This is a genomic window from Sphingomonas lycopersici (genome assembly GCF_026130605.1).
Lineage (GTDB): Bacteria > Pseudomonadota > Alphaproteobacteria > Sphingomonadales > Sphingomonadaceae > Sphingomonas > Sphingomonas lycopersici.
Window position 1 is genome coordinate 608,296 of sequence record NZ_JANFAU010000001.1, and the last position, 17,265, is coordinate 625,560.

13 protein-coding genes are annotated in these 17,265 nt (G+C 65.8%); 4 read left to right on the forward strand and 9 right to left on the reverse strand.

Annotation, left to right across the window (positions count from 1 at the left end):
- Positions 1-1,899 (reverse strand): outer membrane protein assembly factor BamB family protein, encoded by a 1,899-nt coding sequence (locus NED98_RS02460; RefSeq protein ID WP_265311791.1) that lies wholly within the window; start codon positions 1,897-1,899, stop codon positions 1-3.
- Positions 1,900-2,047: 148 nt separating this feature from the next.
- On the opposite strand from NED98_RS02460, the gene NED98_RS02465 reads away from it, so the two are divergent.
- The 4 genes from NED98_RS02465 to NED98_RS02480 all read left to right on the forward strand — a co-directional run bounded on the left by NED98_RS02465 (position 2,048) and on the right by NED98_RS02480 (position 7,875).
- Positions 2,048-3,235 carry a CaiB/BaiF CoA transferase family protein gene (locus NED98_RS02465; RefSeq protein ID WP_265311792.1) on the forward strand — a complete coding sequence of 396 codons (1,188 nt, stop codon included), beginning with the start codon at positions 2,048-2,050 and terminating at the stop codon, positions 3,233-3,235.
- Positions 3,232-4,014: an enoyl-CoA hydratase gene (locus NED98_RS02470; protein WP_265311793.1), complete on the forward strand. Its 783-nt coding sequence runs from the start codon at positions 3,232-3,234 to the stop codon at positions 4,012-4,014. Before NED98_RS02465 ends, NED98_RS02470 begins: the two co-directional genes overlap by 4 nt.
- A 136-nt stretch (positions 4,015-4,150) precedes the next feature.
- Complete coding sequence (locus NED98_RS02475) at positions 4,151-6,787, forward strand: TonB-dependent receptor (RefSeq protein ID WP_265311794.1); 2,637 nt, start codon at positions 4,151-4,153, stop codon at positions 6,785-6,787.
- Positions 6,787-7,875: a phosphatidylinositol-specific phospholipase C1-like protein gene (locus NED98_RS02480; protein ID WP_265311795.1), complete on the forward strand. Its 1,089-nt coding sequence runs from the start codon at positions 6,787-6,789 to the stop codon at positions 7,873-7,875. The genes NED98_RS02475 and NED98_RS02480 overlap by 1 nt, the downstream gene beginning before the upstream one ends.
- An 18-nt stretch (positions 7,876-7,893) precedes the next feature.
- Here NED98_RS02480 and NED98_RS02485 read toward each other — a convergent pair whose 3' ends face one another.
- The 8 genes from NED98_RS02485 to NED98_RS02520 form a co-directional block, all read right to left on the reverse strand.
- Positions 7,894-8,346 (reverse strand): c-type cytochrome, encoded by a 453-nt coding sequence (locus tag NED98_RS02485; protein WP_265311796.1) that lies wholly within the window; start codon positions 8,344-8,346, stop codon positions 7,894-7,896.
- A complete protein-coding gene (locus tag NED98_RS02490; protein WP_265311797.1) occupies positions 8,346-10,430 on the reverse strand; it encodes an outer membrane protein assembly factor BamB family protein in 2,085 nt (694 codons plus the stop codon). The genes NED98_RS02485 and NED98_RS02490 overlap by 1 nt, the downstream gene beginning before the upstream one ends.
- A gap of 35 nt (positions 10,431-10,465) precedes the next feature.
- A complete protein-coding gene (locus NED98_RS02495; RefSeq protein WP_265311798.1) occupies positions 10,466-11,944 on the reverse strand; it encodes an NAD-dependent succinate-semialdehyde dehydrogenase in 1,479 nt (492 codons plus the stop codon).
- A gap of 21 nt (positions 11,945-11,965) precedes the next feature.
- A complete protein-coding gene (locus NED98_RS02500) occupies positions 11,966-13,201 on the reverse strand; it encodes an iron-containing alcohol dehydrogenase (protein WP_265311799.1) in 1,236 nt (411 codons plus the stop codon).
- Complete coding sequence (locus NED98_RS02505) at positions 13,198-13,599, reverse strand: c-type cytochrome (protein ID WP_265311800.1); 402 nt, start codon at positions 13,597-13,599, stop codon at positions 13,198-13,200. Before NED98_RS02505 ends, NED98_RS02500 begins: the two co-directional genes overlap by 4 nt.
- 70 nt (positions 13,600-13,669) lie before the next feature.
- Positions 13,670-14,998, reverse strand: a complete 1,329-nt coding sequence (locus NED98_RS02510) for an MFS transporter (RefSeq protein ID WP_265311801.1) — start codon at positions 14,996-14,998, stop codon at positions 13,670-13,672.
- On the reverse strand, positions 14,998-16,395 hold the full coding sequence (locus NED98_RS02515) for an amidohydrolase family protein (RefSeq protein ID WP_265311802.1): 1,398 nt from the start codon (positions 16,393-16,395) through the stop codon (positions 14,998-15,000). Before NED98_RS02515 ends, NED98_RS02510 begins: the two co-directional genes overlap by 1 nt.
- Positions 16,396-16,510: 115 nt before the next feature.
- Positions 16,511-17,221 carry a GntR family transcriptional regulator gene (locus NED98_RS02520; protein WP_265311803.1) on the reverse strand — a complete coding sequence of 237 codons (711 nt, stop codon included), beginning with the start codon at positions 17,219-17,221 and terminating at the stop codon, positions 16,511-16,513.
- Between the last annotated feature and the right edge of the window lie 44 nt (positions 17,222-17,265).

The following is a 17,265-nucleotide window of genomic DNA, read 5'->3' on the forward strand; positions in this document are numbered from 1 at the left end:
TTATTGCAGGGCGAATGCGACCACCTGGTCGCTTGTCGCGGGTTCGGCAAATCCGCCGGTGGCGACGACCGCGACGATCTGACGGCCGCCCCGCGCGCGATATGTCATGGGCATCCCGTAGTTTGAGGCCGGCAGCTTGGCCTTCCACAGCATCTCGCCGGTCTTCGTGTCGAACGCGCGCAACATCGAATCGCGCGTCGCGCCGATGAAGGTGAGGCCGCTCGCGGTGGTGATCGGGCCACCGGCACTGATCACCCCGGCATCGGCGAAGGCGGGCTCGGGATTGTCGCCGAGCACCTTGCGCCAGGCGATATCCCCGGTGTTGACGTTGACCGCGACCAATTCTCCCCACGGCGGTTTCTGGCAGGGATTGCCGGTCGCCGGATCGAGGAAATAGCGATAGCCGTCTTTCAGCCCCCAGCTGCCGTCGGGCTGTTGCTCGAGTTGCTGCGGGCTGGCGATGTTGTTGATGTTGATGACATAATATCCGCTTGCCGGATCGAACGCGCCGCCGCCCCAATCCGCGCCTCCCCAACTGCTGGGAAAGGAATTGACCGAGGAATCCGCGCGCAGCGGCTGAAACATCCTGCTCGGAACGATATTGAAGTCTTTGATCATCCTGTCGCAGGTCGCGCGATAGGCTGCCGGGCCGTCGGCCTGATCGGCGGCGTCATAGCCCAGCCGGGCGAGCGGCGCGGGCTTCGCCGGCATCGGCTGCGTCGGCCAGGGTTGTTCGCCCGGAACATCGGTCTGGGTCGGCACCGGCTCTTCCCGCACGTCATAGAGCGGCTTGCCCGTCACGCGATCGAGCATGAACATGATCGTCATCTTGTTCATGACGGCGATCGCCGGAATGGTGCGACCGTTGCGCTTGACGTCGATCAGCGTCGTGACCGGAAGGTCGAGATCCCAGATGTCGTGATGGACGGTCTGGAAATGCCAGAGATACCGGCCGGTGCGCGCGTCCACCGCGACGATCGCGTTGCCGTAGAGATTCTCGCCCTTGCGGTCGCCGCCCCAGCGATCGAACGTCGGTGCGCCGAACGGAAGATAGGCGATCCCGCGCTTCTCGTCGACGGCGACGAACGTCCAGACGTTGACGCCCGAGCGTCCCTGCCAGCTTTCGCCCTCCCAGGTGCCGAAATTCTTCTCGCCGGGGCGCGGAATCGCGTGAAAGGTCCAGACGAGCTTGCCGGTGATCGCATCCCAGGCGCGCACGTCGCCCGATGCGCCCTTGGTCGGCATCTCCTGGACGCGCGATCCGGTGATGATCAGGTTCCTGAAGATCGCCGGGGGGCTGCTCATGCCGTAAGGCGCGCGGGTCGCGTTCATCACCTCGGGCGTTTTCATGTCGACCGTGCCGCCGGCGCCGAAGCCGGTGGCGAGCAGCCCGGTTTTCGCGTCGACCGCATATAGTTTGCCGGTGCGGCCGCCGAAGACGATGCGCGGCCCGATCTTTCCGGCGCCGGGCCAATAGGCGACCCCGCGCGTCGACGGCTGATCGTTCCCCGGCAGGCTGAAGGTCCAGAGTTCCTTGCCGGTCGCGGCGTCGAGCGCGACGACGCGGCGATAGGGCGTCGCGAGATACATCACCCCGCCGATGACCAGCGGGGTCGCTTCGGATGCGGCATAGCCGGTGCGGAAACGCGCCGGGACCCCCTCATGCACCGCCGCAGTCTCGCCGGTCGTTCCGGCCGGGCGCATATGATAGGACCAGAGCGGGGCGAGCTTGCCGACATTTGCCGGCGTTATCTCGGTAAGCGGCGAATGACGGGCGAGATCTTCGTTATGGCCGTAGCTCCGCCAGTCGTCACGATTTCCCGCCGTCGCGCCCGACGCCAGCAGCAGCGCGCCGCCGGTGACGCAGCACTTTATTTGTCGTACATAATGTCCGTACAAGCAGCCTCTCCTGTCTCGGGCCGACGCCTGCGGGCGAATCGCATTGTCCCTTGATCGGCGTGATGCTAGCAACCGCAAGAATCATATACAATATGATCCACGGAGCGTTTCCGGCGCCCCGTGCGGTCATGAAAAAGGAGAAAAGCGGATGCCGAATTTGCCTCTGGCCGGGCTGCGCGTCCTGGATATCTCGCAGGTCATGGCCGGCCCGTTCTGCTGCATGCTGCTGGGCGACATGGGGGCCGATGTCATCAAGATCGAGCCGCCGCGCACCGGCGATTCAACCCGCCATTCGATGGGCTTCCGATTGAAGGGGGAGGACAGCCCCGGTTTTCTCGCGCTCAACCGCAACAAGCGCAGCATCACGCTCGACCTCAAGACCGATGCGGATCGCGCGGTGCTGTACGCCTTGGTCAAGACCGCCGACATCGTGGTCGAAAATGCGCGCCCCGGCGTCGCGAAGCGCCTCGGCGTGGATTACGACACGCTCGCTGCGATCAACCCCCGGCTCGTCTACGCCAGCATCTCCGGCTTCGGCCAGACCGGCCCCTGGGCGCAGCGACCCGGCTTCGACCTGATCGCGCAGGCGATGTCGGGCATCCTCAGTTCCAACGGCTTCCCCGGGATGGAGCCGGCGAAGAACTCGATCGCGGTCGCCGATCTCGGCGCCGGTCTGTTTTCGGCCTATGCGATCCTGAGCGCGATCATCGGTCGCGAGACCTCCGGCGTCGGCCAATATATCGACGCCTCGCTGCTCGAGGCGGCGCTCGGGCTGTCGATCTGGGAAACGACCGAGCTTTGGGGGACGGGCAAGCCGCCGACCCCGATCGGGTCGGCCAATCGCATGTCGGCGCCATATCAGGCGATGAAGGCCTCGGACGGCTGGTTCGTGATCGGCGCGGCCAATCAGGGGCTGTGGATCATTTTCCTCGATGTCATCGGGCGGCCCGAACTCCAGCGCGATCCGCGCTATGCGACCAACGCCAACCGCGTGGTCAACCGCGAGCAGCTGATTGCCGATCTGGCGCCGACCTTCCTGACGCGCACGCGGCAGGAGTGGATCGACGCATTGCTCGGCGCGGGCGTTCCCGCCGCACCGATCCTCGATTATGGCGAGGCGGTGACGAGCGAGCAGGCGATCGCGCGCGAGATGGTGATGGCGGTGAAACATCCCGTCGAGGGCGAGTTCAAGGCGCTCGGATTTCCCGTCAAGATGCGCGGCACGCCGCAGGCGGTGCGCCTGCCCCCACCGTTGCTCGACGAACATGGCGATGAGATCCGGCGCGAGCTCGTGGCGCGCGGTTTGCTCGCGCCGCGGAAGGAGGCGGCGGAATGAGCGAGGGGCGGGTGGTCTTCGAGCGGCGCGGCGCGCAGGCGCATGTCCGCTTCGACAATCCGGCCGCGCACAATGCCCTGACCGGCCGGATGTGGCTCGACCTGCGCGATATCGCACATGACATCGCGGCTGACCGGGCGATCCGCATCGTCACGTTTCGCGGCACCGGCGGCAAGGCGTTCATCTCCGGCACCGATATCGCGAAATTCGCCGATTTCGTGCGGGGCGAACAAGGCGTCGACTATGAACGCGGGATCGACGAATGCATGGCCGCGGTGGATCGCATCCCCTGCGCCACCGTCGCGATCGTCGAGGGCTGGGCGGTCGGCGGCGGGCTCAATATCGCATCGGCGTGCGACTTCCGCATCGCCACCCCGGATGCGAAATTCGGGTCGCCGATCGGCCGCACGATCGGCAATTGCCTGTCGGCGGCGAGCGTGGCGCGGATCGGTGGCGCGGTCGGCGTACAGCGTGCCAAGCGTATGCTGCTGCTCGGCGAATTGCTGGGGGCCGACGAATTGCGCGCGAGCGGCTTCCTGCTGAAGGTGATCGAACGCGAGGAACTGGACGGGGCGGTCGCCATGCTGTGCGATCGCGCCGCCGAAAACGCCCCGCTCACCACGCGCGCGACCAAGGAGACGATGCGGCGCATGGGCATGGCGGTCCTGCCCGAGGTGGATGATCTGATCGCCGAGGTTTATGGCAGCGCCGATTTTCGCCGCGGCGTCGCGGATTTCCTGGCGAAGACGAAGCGCGTGCCGGACTGGACGGGCAGTTGAGCCGGCCCAGGCGGCCGCCGGGCGCAGGGACTGCCACCCCGATTAAATGTTAGCGTAATCCTGGAGCCATCAAACTGTCATCGCCGGATTCTAACCGCCCCGCAACGGCCTGAGCGCCACCGGGAGAAATCATCCGATGACACGTTATTCGCGCATCCTTTGCGCGCCGCTTCCGCTTGCCATTTTCGCTCTGGCCGCTGCCCAGCCCGCCCATGCGCAGACGACCGCGGTCGCGCCCGCCAGCGACGGAAACGATGCCGCGGGCGGCGGTGATATCGTCGTAACCGGCACCTATGCCCGCAGCCTCGCCGCCGCGACGGAGACGAAGCGCAAGGCCGATTATGGCGTCGACGCGATCAACTCCACCGACATCGGCAAATTCCCGACGCAGAATGTCGCAGAGGCGTTGCAGCTCGTCACCGGGGTCGCGATCACCCGCCCGCGCGGCGAGGGGCTGTACGTCAGCGTCCGGGGCCTCGGCCCGCAATTCCAGAGCACCCTGGTCAACGGCCGCACGGTGGCGATCAACGACCTGATCGAAAACGGCGGCGCCAACGGCCGCCAGTTCCGCTTCGAGATGCTGCCCGCGGAATTCGTTTCGCAGATCGACGTCATCAAGACGCCGACCGCGGACATGACCGAGGGTGCGCTCGGCGGCAATATCGACGTCAAAACCTTCCGTCCGCTGGACGTCGGCAACAAGACCACGCTGAACCTGCGCGGCACCTATACTTCGATGACCGGCAAGGTGCGGCCCAACGCCACTTTGCTGACGAGCGTCAAGACCGACGACGACCAGTTCGGCCTTCTCGTCGGCGCGCAATATTGGGCGAAGTCGGTGCGCAACGACCGCTATTACAATACCGGCTGGAATCTCGACAAGTTCGTCTCCGCGCTGGGGACGGGCTATTATACGCCGACGCGCACCCGCCCGACCGTCGAAACCGAGGACCGCAAGCGTCTGTCCGGCATCATTTCCGCGCAATGGCGTCCGTCGGCGGAACTGGAAACGACGCTCGACGTGTCGGTGACGCGGCTCGATGTCGCCTATGACGAATTCGGTCTCGATATCTACCCGGACGATCCGGGGACCAGCATCGTGCCGGGATCGGTCAAGCGCAACGGCGACACGGTGGTCGGCGCGACGATCAACAACGTGCGCTTCATGGCCTCGCGCGAATATAGCCTCAACCGCCACGATCTGTTCGACGTCGGGCTGAAGCAGGTGTGGAACCCGGATCGGTGGCACCTCTCCGCCAATATCAACTGGTCCTTCGCGCACAGCTATCATCCCAGCTATGCCGAGGGCACGGTGCGCAGCCGTATGCAGTTCCTCGCGCCGCTGACCTATGATGCCTCGGGCGGCTATAAGGTCGGCTCGACGCTCAGCACCCCGGTCAACGTCAACGATCCCGCGAGCTATGGCGTCACCACGTTCAATATCGCGCCGAAGAACAGCAAGGACTGGGACACCTATGCCCGCTTCGACGTCGCTCGCGATCTCGACGGCTTCATCACCAAGATCGCGGTCGGGGGCGAATATCACTGGCGCAAGCGCGATTATTGGCGTCGCGACTTCCTGGTGACCTCTGCCAACGGCACGCCGATCACGAGCTTCGCGCCGAATGCTTATGAGGCGCTGCCGTTCGACGATTTCCTGTCGGGGGTTCCGGGCAATTTCCCGCGCACCTGGCTGGTGCCGGTCACCAGCGCTTTCTACAACAAGCTGTTCACCGACGCGGTGGCGAATGCGCCGCTCACGGCGAGCGACCGGCGCGCCTCCTATGTCGTCACCGAGAAGGTCGCCGGCGCTTATGCACGGGCCGATTATGCCTTCCAGCTCGGCAGCGTGAACGTCACCGGCAATGTCGGTATCCGTTATGTGCATACCGATCAGGTGGCGAGCGGGACGCTGACGTTCGGCGCGACGCCGACCCCGGCCAGCTTCCCGCAGAAATTCAACAATTGGCTGCCGAGCTTCAACCTGCGCGCCGAGCTCACCCCGAGCCTCATCGGCCGTCTCGCCGCCAGCCGCGTGCTGACGCGCCCCAACATGACGCAGAGCGCGCCGCAGATCAGCGTCTCCACCGACGCACCGACCGCGAGCGGCGGCAACCCCGCGCTCAAGCCCTTCCTCGCGAGCCAGGTCGACGGATCGCTGGAATGGTATTTCCGCCGCAACGCCTCGCTGACCGGTGCCTTGTTCTACAAGGCGATGGACGATTACATCACCGCGCAGAACGTCAATATCGACATTCCGGGGCGCGGCACCGTGTTGCTGAGCACGCAGGTCAATGGCGGCGACGCCAAGGTCTATGGCGTCGAGGCCGCCTATAATCAGGTGTTCGATTTCCTGCCCGCGCCGTTCGACGGCCTCGGCTTCCAGGCGTCCTATACCCACACTTCGGTGCAATCGAGCTATACGGCGGGCGCGCGCCCGATCCTCAACCAACTCATCGGCTTGTCGAAGAACAGCTTCAACGTCGTCGGTTTCTACGACAAGGGGCCGATCTCGGCGCGTCTGTCCTATGTCTGGCGCGACAAATATCTGTCGAGCAACGGCAGCACCACCCAGTCGTCGACCTATGTCGCGCCCTTCGGGTCGCTCGACGGCAATCTCTCCTTCCGTGTCACCCCGAAGATGACGGTCAGCGTCGAGGCGATCAACATCGCCGGGGCCAGGAGCTATTCGTATAACGAGACCGAATTGCGCTACGGCGAGATCCAATATTATGGACGCACGTTGCTGTTCGGCGCGCGGGTGGAATTCTGATGCGGATGATCGCTCTCGCCGCTGCGCTGACACTGATCGGCGCGGCGGCGCCGCCCGTCGCGATGAACGACGTGCAGGTCGTCGGGTCGCACAATAGCTTCAAGGCGCGAATTCCGGCGGCCGTCATGGCGCGGCTCCGCGCGATCGAGCCGAAGCTCGCCGACGGTCTCGATTATTATCATCTGCCGCTGTCGCAGCAGCTCGATGCCGGGGTGCGGCAGGTCGAGCTGGATATCTTCGCCGATCCCGCGGGCGGGCGCTATGCCGATCCGAAAGGCGAGCAATGGGCGCGCGAGGCGGGAGAGGCGACCGGCTTCGATCGCGCGGCGATGCTGCGACCGGGCTTCAAGAGCTTCCACATCCCCGACGTGGACTATCTCAGCACCTGCGTCACTCTCGTGCGTTGCCTGACCGAGATCGATCGCTGGTCGCGCGCGCACCCCGATCACCTGCCGATCATGATCACGATCAACGCGGCGGACACGCCGTCGCTTCGGCCGGGGATCACCGATCCGCTGCCGCTCGACAACAAGGAACTGCTCGACGCGCTCGATGCCGAGATACGCTCGGTCCTGCCGGGCAAGCGGCTCATCACCCCGGACGATGTGCGCGGCAAGGCGACGACGTTGCGCGATGCGGTGCGCGCGAAAGGCTGGCCCAGCCTCGCCGCCGCGCGCGGCCGCATCTACATCCTGTTCGATGTCCGCGATGCGGTTTCGGACACTTATCGCGCGGGGCATCCGTCGCTCGCCGGACGCGCGATGTTCGGCTGGTATCCCGACGACCAGCCCGAATCCGCGGTCCAGATCGTCCAGGACCCGCTGGTCGACGGCGCGAAGATCAGGCGCTGGGTAGCGGAAGGGCTGATCGTGCGGACCCGCACCGATGCGAATACGGTGGAGGCGCGGACGAATGATCTGTCCAAGGCCAAGGCGGCGATGGCGAGCGGCGCGCAGGCGGTCAGCACCGATTATTATCCGGGTGCGCCCGATCCGCTGCGGCAGCGCTTCGTCGTGACCTTGCCGGATGCGGCGATGGCGCGATGCAGCCCGGTGCGGGTGCCGGGCGGGTGCAGCTTGCTTCCGTGAAGCCTGACGTCTCGACGGTCAGTTTGCGGGTTTCTGCGAGACGATCTTCATATTCGCCATCATCGGCGGCGCTGGCGGCAGCGCGACCTGACCGGCGGGAAAACCATTGGCCTTGAAGATGAACGCCTCGATATCCGCGACGGTGCGCCCGCTGAGCGTGGCCGGTGCGTTGAGCGGCATCGTCGTCTTGATGCGGTTGAAAAGGTCGCCGGCGGAGGTGCCGTTCCAGTTGTTGAGGAAGCCGGCGCCGGTCAGCGGCGGCGCGACGTCGATTCCCGCGAGGGTGTCACCGTGGCAGGATGCGCAATTGGCGGCATAAGCCGCCTTGCCGCGATCCGCCTGCTCGTCGGTATAGACGCCGCTCCACACCGTGCTGCCCGGCGATTGCGCGCGGGCGACCACCGATCCGCCCAGGATGACGGCTGCTGCGGCGAGGATGAAGGTCGGGCGCTGGGGTTTGGAAAATGTCATCACGCTGCTCCAGGAAGGCGGAAGGCGACGAGCTCCGCGCTGTAATTCCCGCCGCCGATCGCGACGACGATATATTGCTTGCCGCGCAGGCGGTAGGTCATCGGTGACCCGCTTTGCGGCGCCGGCATATAGACGGCGCCCTTTTCCTCGCCGGTCGCTTTGTCATAGGCGCGCAGCATCGCGCCGCGCACGCCATATTCGTTGGTGTAAAACCCCGCCTCGCCACAGATCACCAATGTCTTGGTGACGAGCGGTCCGAGATTGCCCGGACGACCGGTACGCGGGATCTTGAGCCCTTTCAGCGCGGGATGGTTGCGCACGTTATCGGGGGTCTCGCCGTGCGCGATCTGCCATTTGAGATCGCCTTTCGTGAGATCGATCGCGGTGATGCGGCCATAAGGCGGCTTCAGGAGCGGCAATCCGTCGACCGCGAGAAAGCCGGGCGGGGGACCCGCGGCGGCGGCGGGCGCCGGGGCGGGACGGCGGGGCGGCGGCGCCCCGTTGGTCTCGGACCCCATCGCCACCTGCGGGCGCGGTTCCTCGCCCGAGATGCCGTGAACCTGCGGGAATTGCGACACCGTCATATTGGTGTTGGGAATAATGCCGATCACCCCGGGCTGGTTCTTGGAATAAACGAAGACGGTGTGGGTTTCGGGATCGTAGCAGCCGCCCGGCCAGTTGGTGCCGCCCTGGATGCCGGGCGAGATGATCGTGCCCCACCGGCCCGGCTTGCTGACCACGGGTGGCGTGTAGAGGGGACCGATCTTGTAATTCTTCACCAGCTCGACCGCCTTGGCGCGCAGCGCCGGGGTGAAATCGATCAGATCGTCGATCGTCACGCCCTGCACGTCATAAGCCGGCGGCTTGGTCGGAAACGGCTGGGTCGGCGCATACCATTCGCCCGGCACGTCGCCCGCCTCGACCTTGCGTTCGACGATCGGCCAGATCGGCTTGCCGGTCTCGCGGTTGAGGACATAGAGGAAGGCCTGCTTGGTCGGCTGGGCGAGCGCCTTGACGAGCTTTCCGTCGACGGGGATGTCGCACAGGATCGGGGCGCAGGGTATATCGCGATCCCATAGTCCGTGATGGACCAGCTGATAATGCCAGCGCCGCTTGCCCGTCTCGATGTCGAGCGCGACTAGCGTCTCGCCGAACAGCGCATTGCCGCGGCGGAACATGCCCATTTCGTCGCCCGTCGGCAGTTCGACGGGGACATAGACCAGGCCCAGTTCCTCATCGGCGGACATTTCGGCCCAGACGCCGCCATTGCCCGCCTCGTCGGCGTCGCCGTTCAGCCAGCTATCATAGCCGAACTCGCCTTTGCGCGGGATGGTATGGAAGATCCATTTGCGCTTGCCGGTGCGAACGTCGAACCCGCGGACATAACCCTTCACATTGCGGCGGACCGCGGGAACGTCCCCGGCGGCATGGGCGGCGCCGACAACCACGGTATCGCGCGCGATGAGCGGGGTCGCGTGGAGCCCGACGTCGGCGGTATCGGGATCGAGCTGCTGATCGAAATCGAGCTTCAGATCGACGATGCCGTTGGTGCCGAAGTCGGGATCGGGAATACCGGTCGCCGCATCGAGCGAGACGAGGCGATATCCGGTCGTGACATAGAGAATGCGCTCCTTCGTCCCGTCCGTCCAATAGGATACGCCGTGCCCCGATAATTGCCGCGGCGAGTTCAGCGCGCGTTGCCCCTCGTCCAGCCGATGCATCCACAAAAGCTCGCCCGACGCGGCGTCGAGCGCGATGCAGTCGCGGCGCGAGCCGGCGGCGAGATACAGCCGGCCCTTGACGAGAAGCGGCGTCGCTTCGAACTGATATTCCTTCCGCGCGCCGAGCACGTCGGTCTTGAAGCTCCACGCGATTTCGAGATCGGAGAAATTGTCCGCATTGATCTGGTCGAGCGGAGAATAGCGCGTGCTCGCCTGATCGGCGGCATAATGGCGCCATTCGGTATCCGGCAGCGACGATGCGCCCGGCGCGGTCGCGGCAAATGCCTTGAACGGGCCAGCGCCCGCCAGCGCGACCATCGCCGCGGTCTCGCCCAGCATCCTGCGTCGGGAAATCTCGAACATCGCGCTTTTGGGTTCCCTTTCCATTTCCGCGCCGGTTACCAGTCGACCGCGATATATTTGGCCTCGCAATATTCGAGCAGGCCGTGGTGCGCGCCCTCTCGTCCGAGCCCGCTCTGCTTGACGCCGCCGAACGGCGCCGCCGCATCCGAGACCAGGCCGCGGTTGATCGCGATCATCCCGCATTCGATGCGCTCCGCGATGTTCAGTGCGCGCTTGAGGTCGGCCGAATAGACATAAGCGGCGAGGCCATAGTCGGTCGCATTGGCGAGGCGGATCGCCTCTTCCGCATCATCGAACGGGAGGACCGCAGCGACGGGGCCGAACACCTCCTCGTCGAGGATCGCGGACCCCTGCCGGACATTGGCGAGCACCGAAGGAGGATAGAAGAAGCCCGCGCCCGCCAGCGCCTTGCCACCGAGCCGGACCTGCGCGCCGCGCTGGACGGCATCGGCAACCAGCCGATCGATCTTCTCGATCGACTGCCGGTTGATCATCGCGCCGCATTGGGTCGCGGCGTCGATGCCCGGCCCGACGGCGAGCGCCCCCATCCGCTCGACCAGCCGCTCGACGAACCGGTCGTGGATCCCGCGCTGGACGTAGAAGCGGTTGGCGGCGGTGCAGGCCTCGCCCGCGTTGCGCATCTTGGCGACCATCGCGCCGTCGATCGCGGCGTCGAGATCGGCATCGTCCAGGATGATGAACGGCGCATTGCCGCCCAGCTCCATCGACGAGCTGATCACCGTGTCGGCGGCTTCGCGGAGCAGGATGCGGCCGACCTCGGTCGACCCGGTGAACGAAAGCTTGCGCACGCGCGGATCGTGCAGGATCGCGCTGCACACCGGCCCCGGATCGCTCGCGTTGATGAGGTTGACGACCCCGGCGGGAACGCCGGCGCGCCGCATGATCTCGGCCACCGCCATCGCGGTGAGCGGGGTTTCCTCGGCAGGCTTCAGGATGCAGGTGCACCCGGCGGCGAGCGCCGGCGCGATCTTGCGGGTCGCCATCGCCGCGGGGAAGTTCCACGGCGTGATGAGCAGCGCGACGCCGATCGGCTGATATTGCACCAGAATGCGATTGGCGCCCGACGGCGCGATCGCGACCTCGCCGTTGATGCGGACGGCTTCCTCGGCATACCAGCGGAAGAATTCGGCGGCATAAGCCACCTCGCCCCGCGCATCGCCGAGCGCCTTGCCGTTCTCGAGCGAGATGATCTGCGCCAGCCACTCCTGCTGCGCCATCATGGCGTGGAAACAGGCCATGAGGATGTCGGCGCGCTTGCGCGGCGCGGTGGCGGCCCAATCGGCCGCCGCCGCGGCCGCCGCATCGACCGCCGCGATCCCGTCGCCGACGTCGCCGTCGGCAACGGATGTCAGCATGTCGCCCGTCGCGGGATTGATGATCTCGATCCTTTTTCCCCCCGCGGGATCGATCCACGCGTCGCCGATCAGGAGACCGGTGGGGATCGCGAAGGGAGCGGCTGTGCCCGTGGTCGGCGGCGCGTATCGGCTGGTCATGTGACGAGGATTTTCCGAAGCTTATAGGGCGGAAAGGGACGCGCGGTCGCCGGTGAAGGCGGCGCGCGTGATCGATTGCATCGCCGCGAGGTCGAGCGGACGCGGGTTGTTCTTGATGAGCCGCGCGGCATCCAGCGAATGACGCGCGACATAATCCTGCTGATCGGCGGCGAGCCCCAGCGCCGCCAGCGAGGCGGGAATGTCGATCCGCGCAAGCAAATCGCTCACCGCATCGATGAACGCCTGCGCGCGCGCCTCGGCAGGCCCGTCGCCCACGCCGATGGCGTCCGCCAGTTCGGCCAGCGCGTTGGCGCACGCCGGGCGGTTATATTGCATCACGAACGGCAGCAGCGTCGCGACCCCCAGGCCGTGCGCGGTATGCGTCAGATTGCCCACGGGATATTGCAGCGCATGCGCCGCCGCCGTCCCCGCCGTGCCGAAGGCGCAACCGGCGGCGAGCGCGGCGAGCATCACCCCTTCGCGCGCCTCGATATCGCTACCATTTCTGAACGCGCGTTCGAGGTAGGTGAACAGGTTGACGATCGCCAGCTTCGCAAAATGGTCCGACAAGATGTTCTTGCCGACGAACACATGCTCCTGGGTCAGCATCGGATCGGACGGACGCGCCAATGTGGTGAACGCCTCGACCGCATGGGTCAGCGCATCGGCGCCCGAAAAGGCAGTAAGCGCCGGCGGGCAGGTGACGGTCAGCTCCGGATCGCAGATCGCGACCTGCGGAATGAGATAGGGGCTGGCGATGCCGATCTTGGTTCCGCGCTGCTCGTCGGTAATCACCGCAACCGGCGTCACTTCGGAGCCGGTGCCCGCGGTAGTGGGCAGCGCGATCAGCGGAACGACCGGCCCGGGAACCGCGAACTCGCCGTAATAATCCTCGACATTGCCGCCATGCGTGACGAGCATCGCGGCGACCTTCGCCAGATCGATCGAGCTGCCGCCGCCGACGCCGATCACCACGTCCGGCGCGAAATCGCGTGCCGCGGCGACGCAGCCCTCGATCGATTCCATCGGAAGATCGGGAATCGTGCCGTCGAACACCCGCGTCTTGACGCCGTGGGCGGCGAGATCGGCGAGCATGTCGGCGAATTCGCGCTGGGCGGATTGGCGCTGATCGGTGCACAATATCGCGCGCCGCCCGATCGACGCGGTGGCCGAGCCGAGCGCGGCGCGCTGCTTGCGCCCGAACAGAATATCGCGCGGCAGCCGCAATGCGCCGAACATGGAGAGGGTCTCGCTCACTTGGCGCCGCCACCGACTGTCTTGAGGAATGCAATGACGTCGGCGCGGTCCTGCGCGTCCGTGACCGGCGTCGCCATCATCTTGGTGCCGGGCACCATCTTCCCGGGTCCGGCCAGAAACCGCGAGAGCGTGGCCTCGTCCCATTTGATGTGCGCCGCGCGCATCGCCGGGGAATAGACATAGCCCGCGCGCTGCCCGGCGGGGCGGCCGTAAACGCCGGCAAGGTTGGGGCCGATGCCACCGGCGACCGCCGGATCGATCCTGTGGCAAACCGCGCAGCGCGCGAACACCGCCTTGCCTTTGACGGGGTTGCCGGCAGACGGCGCGGCGAGCGCCGCCGCACCGGCGACGATCGCCGGCGCTCCTCCGATCAGGCCCCATATCACGTTACGATTCAATGCTATTCCCTTTCGGCAACGGGGGCGAAAACCGTGATCGCTCCCACCACAATGCGAATATTGACGTCGTTCATGCCGGCACCGCGTCATGCTCGACGTAAAGCCGCCGCGAGGCGTCGATCCAGAAAAACAGCACCCCCGCGGCGAGCGATAGAGCGGCGAGCACCAGGAATGCCGAAAACCATCCGCTGAAGCTGACGATATAGCCGGTCACCGCCGCTGCGATCGCGGCACCGAGGTTGCCGAGGGTGTTCATCACCGCCGAGACCGAGCCGGCGAATTCGCCGCCGATATCGAGCGTCACCGCCCAGGATACGCCGACGGTCACCTCCAGCCCGAACAGCGCGACGCAAAAGCACGCGATGCTGGTGAGCGGCGCATCGGCCGACGCGGCGAGCGGAATCGCCGCCGCCGCGACGAAGAAACCACAGACCGCGACCGCGCGGCGGGCGATCTTCAGCCCCATGCCGCGTTTGACCATCAGATCGGAGAGCCAGCCGCCGGCGAGATCGCCGACGACCCCGGCCATCAGCGGCAGGCTGGCCAACAATCCCATCACCGCGATGTCGAACCCGCGCGCATCGTGAAGATATTTCGGGAACCAGGTGAGGAAGATGTTGATGCAATAAGCGTAGCAGAAATACATTGCGGACAGGAGCCAGAGCTGAGGCTGGCCGAGCAGGTGGCGCCACGGCACCTTGGCGTTCGCGCCACCGGCACCGAGCGCCGCCTCGATCATCGCGCATTCCGCTTCATTGGTGCGCGGATGCTCGCGCGGCCTGTCCCGATAATAGCAGAACCACAGCAAGGCCCAGGCGGCACCCACCCCGGCGAACAGCAGGAACGGCATGCGCCAGCCGAAATCGACGATCAGCAATGCGACGAAGACCGGGGTGACGGCGCCGCCGAGCCGCGCGCCGGCATGGGTGACGCCCTGCGCCCAGCCGCGCTCCGAGGGCAGCATCCAGCGCGACAGCGATCGGGTTGCGATCGGGAATGATCCCGCTTCGCCGATCCCGAACAGAAAGCGGCATACGATCATCGAGCCGGCGGACCAGGTCGCGGCGGTCGCGGCGGTAAAGACCGACCACCACAATACCACCCCGGTCAGCGCGCGCCGCGGCCCGAACCGGTCGCCCAGCCAGCCGCCGGGGATCTGGAAAATCGCATAAGCGAATTGAAACGCGGCGAAAATCCACCCCATCGTGACCAGCGAGAAACCGAATTCCGCCTGGATCGACGGCGCCGCGGTGGAGATTACCACCCGGTCCATATAAGTGATGAGATACGCCAGCACGGTCAGCCACAGTACGACGTGCCGCGTGCGCGTCGGCCGCGCAACGGCGGTTTGCGGCTGATCGGCGGCGCCGGCGTCGATGATTTCCGCGGCGACGGGCATTATGGCTGCGCCCGGCCGCAGCCGTCGAGCGGGCGACCCACGCAGGTCTCCCAGATCGTGGGAACCTTGCGGCCGGCGATATAGACGGCGCGGATCGCGCGGGTGTTGCGAATGTCCGCGACCGGATCACGATCGAGCACCAGCAGATCCGCCCATTTGCCTTTCGCTATCGTGCCGGCCTGATTGGCGCCGATGAAGCGCGCATTGGTTCCCGTTGCGGCGGTGATCGCCTGGAGCGGGGTGATCCCCGCCTTCACCATCAATTCCAGTTCCCAATGCGCGAAATAACCGGGGAACCGGCCGGTCGGGCCGCTGTCGGTGCCCATGCCATAGGTCACGCCATTCTTCGCCTCGGTGGCGAAATTGGTCATCGCGTTGCGCAGCGCCTCGGGATATTTCGCGAAGTCACGCGCGGCGCCCAGGCGCTGCTGCCGTTCGGGCGCCTTCAGCGCCGCGACCGTGCCAGGGGATACGCCGCGGGAAAAGAAAGGATCGTCGACGAAGGGCAGCAGGCGGTAGGTGAAAGATGCTTCGCGGCTCAACGTCGAGGCCAGCTGCCACGTGCCGCGCGTCTTCATCATCCGCGCGAGCGACGGATCGGCGACGCGATCGCGGACCTGATGCATGAATGCGTCGATGCCTTCGCGGGTCAGTTCGACGGCATTGTCATAATAGAAGATATGCGCGGCGGCCTTCTTGCCTTTTGCGTGCGCGGAATCGATCACCGCACGGCTGATCGAATAAGGCATCCGCTCGGCGATCGCGCCGAATTCGTCGTCGATCCACAATTTTATGAAATCGTCGCCCTTGGCGGCTTCGCGATCGACCATTGCGGTCGCTTCGGCCGGGGTCGCGACCGACTGGTCGAGACCCGGGACGCCGCCATAGCTTCCCTTGAACACCACGCCGCGCCCGGCGGTGAAGACCCGCGCGCGATCGGGTCGGCCGCTGCGCCGTTGCTCGGCAATGACCTCGTGGATCGCATCGCCGTCGGTGCCCAACGTATAGACCGTCGTGACGCCATAAGCGGCGTAGAGCTTCAGCTGGCGCTCGACATTGTCGCGGCTGTAATATCTGGTGAAATCCTGGTCGATGCCGTCCACCAGGCCGAGGTGGACATGGCTGTCGATAAGCCCCGGCATGACATATTTGCCGCGAAGATCTTCGCGCCGCGTCAGCCGATCGACCCTGACGCGGCTGGCGGGGCCGACCCAGACGATGCGGCCATTCGCAATGACCAGCGACTGATCGGCGACCGGCTGGCGGCCCGTGCCGTCGATCAGCGTGAAATGATCGAGCACCGTCGTGGTAAGGCGAGGCGCCTCGGCGCCGCCGAGCGTCAGCAGAATCGCCGCACAACGCGCTGCGGGGCGCAGATGACGGCCTAACCGCTTCATTCGCACCAGTCGCCTCTCCATTTCATATCCTATATGATCTGGTAGGAGGCGCGATCGAGGCTGTCAAGCAAATGAGGGGTTATTTGTCGGAGAAATCGCCGCGCGGGGCAACCTCTTATGGGGTGGCGAGCGCCGCATCCATCCGTTGCTGCGACCGCTCGAGGTGTGCGCGTACCGCTTGCTCGGCCGCCGCCGCGTCGTGCGCGACCAGCGCGTCGATGATGCGGCGATGTTCCGCCGCTGCCTCGTTGGGCGCGTTGGTGCGATAAAGCGCGCGGAAGATGTGCAGATGCGCATGCAGCCGCTCGATCGTGTCGGCGATAAGGCGGTTGCCGCTCCCCGTGGCGATGAGCCGGTGGAGCGCCGCATCGGCTTCCGCGAACCGCGAATAGGCCCGGGCGTCGCCGTCGACCACGTCCGACATGTCGCGATCGATCGCCTGCAGCAGCGCGATCGATTCGTCGGTCATCAGCTCCGCCGCGCGCGCCGCGGCATAAGGTTCGATCAGCTGGCGCAGCGTATAGAGATCGCGCACCTCCTCGCGCGTCATCTGCGGGCTGGCGCGATAGCCGACGTTGGTCGTCTTGAAGACGAGCCGCTCCGCCTCGAGCTGGCTCAGCGCCTCGCGAACCGGGGTCTGCGAAATACCGAGCTGGCGCGCGATCGTATCGATCGCGATCCGCTCGCCGGGCGCGATCTCGACGCTCATCAACATCGTCAGCAGATAGTCATAAGCGCGGTCGACCAGTGTCGGCCCCGGGCCGGATTGATGCGGGCCGTTACCGGCGGGGGAGGAGGAAATCGTCGGATTCTCGCGCTGCGACACTATCGGCACCATCAATTGCAATATGTCATATAGTATAGGAAAAG

Bases quoted from the DNA above. Each gene is read 5' to 3' on its own strand.
- NED98_RS02515 (WP_265311802.1), bottom strand. From the start codon at position 16,395: ATGAAGCGGTTAGGCCGTCATCTGCGCCCCGCAGCGCGTTGTGCGGCG.
- NED98_RS02495 (WP_265311798.1), bottom strand. From the start codon at position 11,944: ATGACCAGCCGATACGCGCCGCCGACCACGGGCACAGCCGCTCCCTTC.
- NED98_RS02485 (WP_265311796.1), bottom strand. From the start codon at position 8,346: ATGACATTTTCCAAACCCCAGCGCCCGACCTTCATCCTCGCCGCAGCA.
- NED98_RS02490 (WP_265311797.1), bottom strand. From the start codon at position 10,430: ATGTTCGAGATTTCCCGACGCAGGATGCTGGGCGAGACCGCGGCGATG.
- NED98_RS02510 (WP_265311801.1), bottom strand. From the start codon at position 14,998: ATGCCCGTCGCCGCGGAAATCATCGACGCCGGCGCCGCCGATCAGCCG.
- NED98_RS02465 (WP_265311792.1), top strand. From the start codon at position 2,048: ATGCCGAATTTGCCTCTGGCCGGGCTGCGCGTCCTGGATATCTCGCAG.
- NED98_RS02480 (WP_265311795.1), top strand. From the start codon at position 6,787: ATGCGGATGATCGCTCTCGCCGCTGCGCTGACACTGATCGGCGCGGCG.
- NED98_RS02475 (WP_265311794.1), top strand. From the start codon at position 4,151: ATGACACGTTATTCGCGCATCCTTTGCGCGCCGCTTCCGCTTGCCATT.
- NED98_RS02470 (WP_265311793.1), top strand. From the start codon at position 3,232: ATGAGCGAGGGGCGGGTGGTCTTCGAGCGGCGCGGCGCGCAGGCGCAT.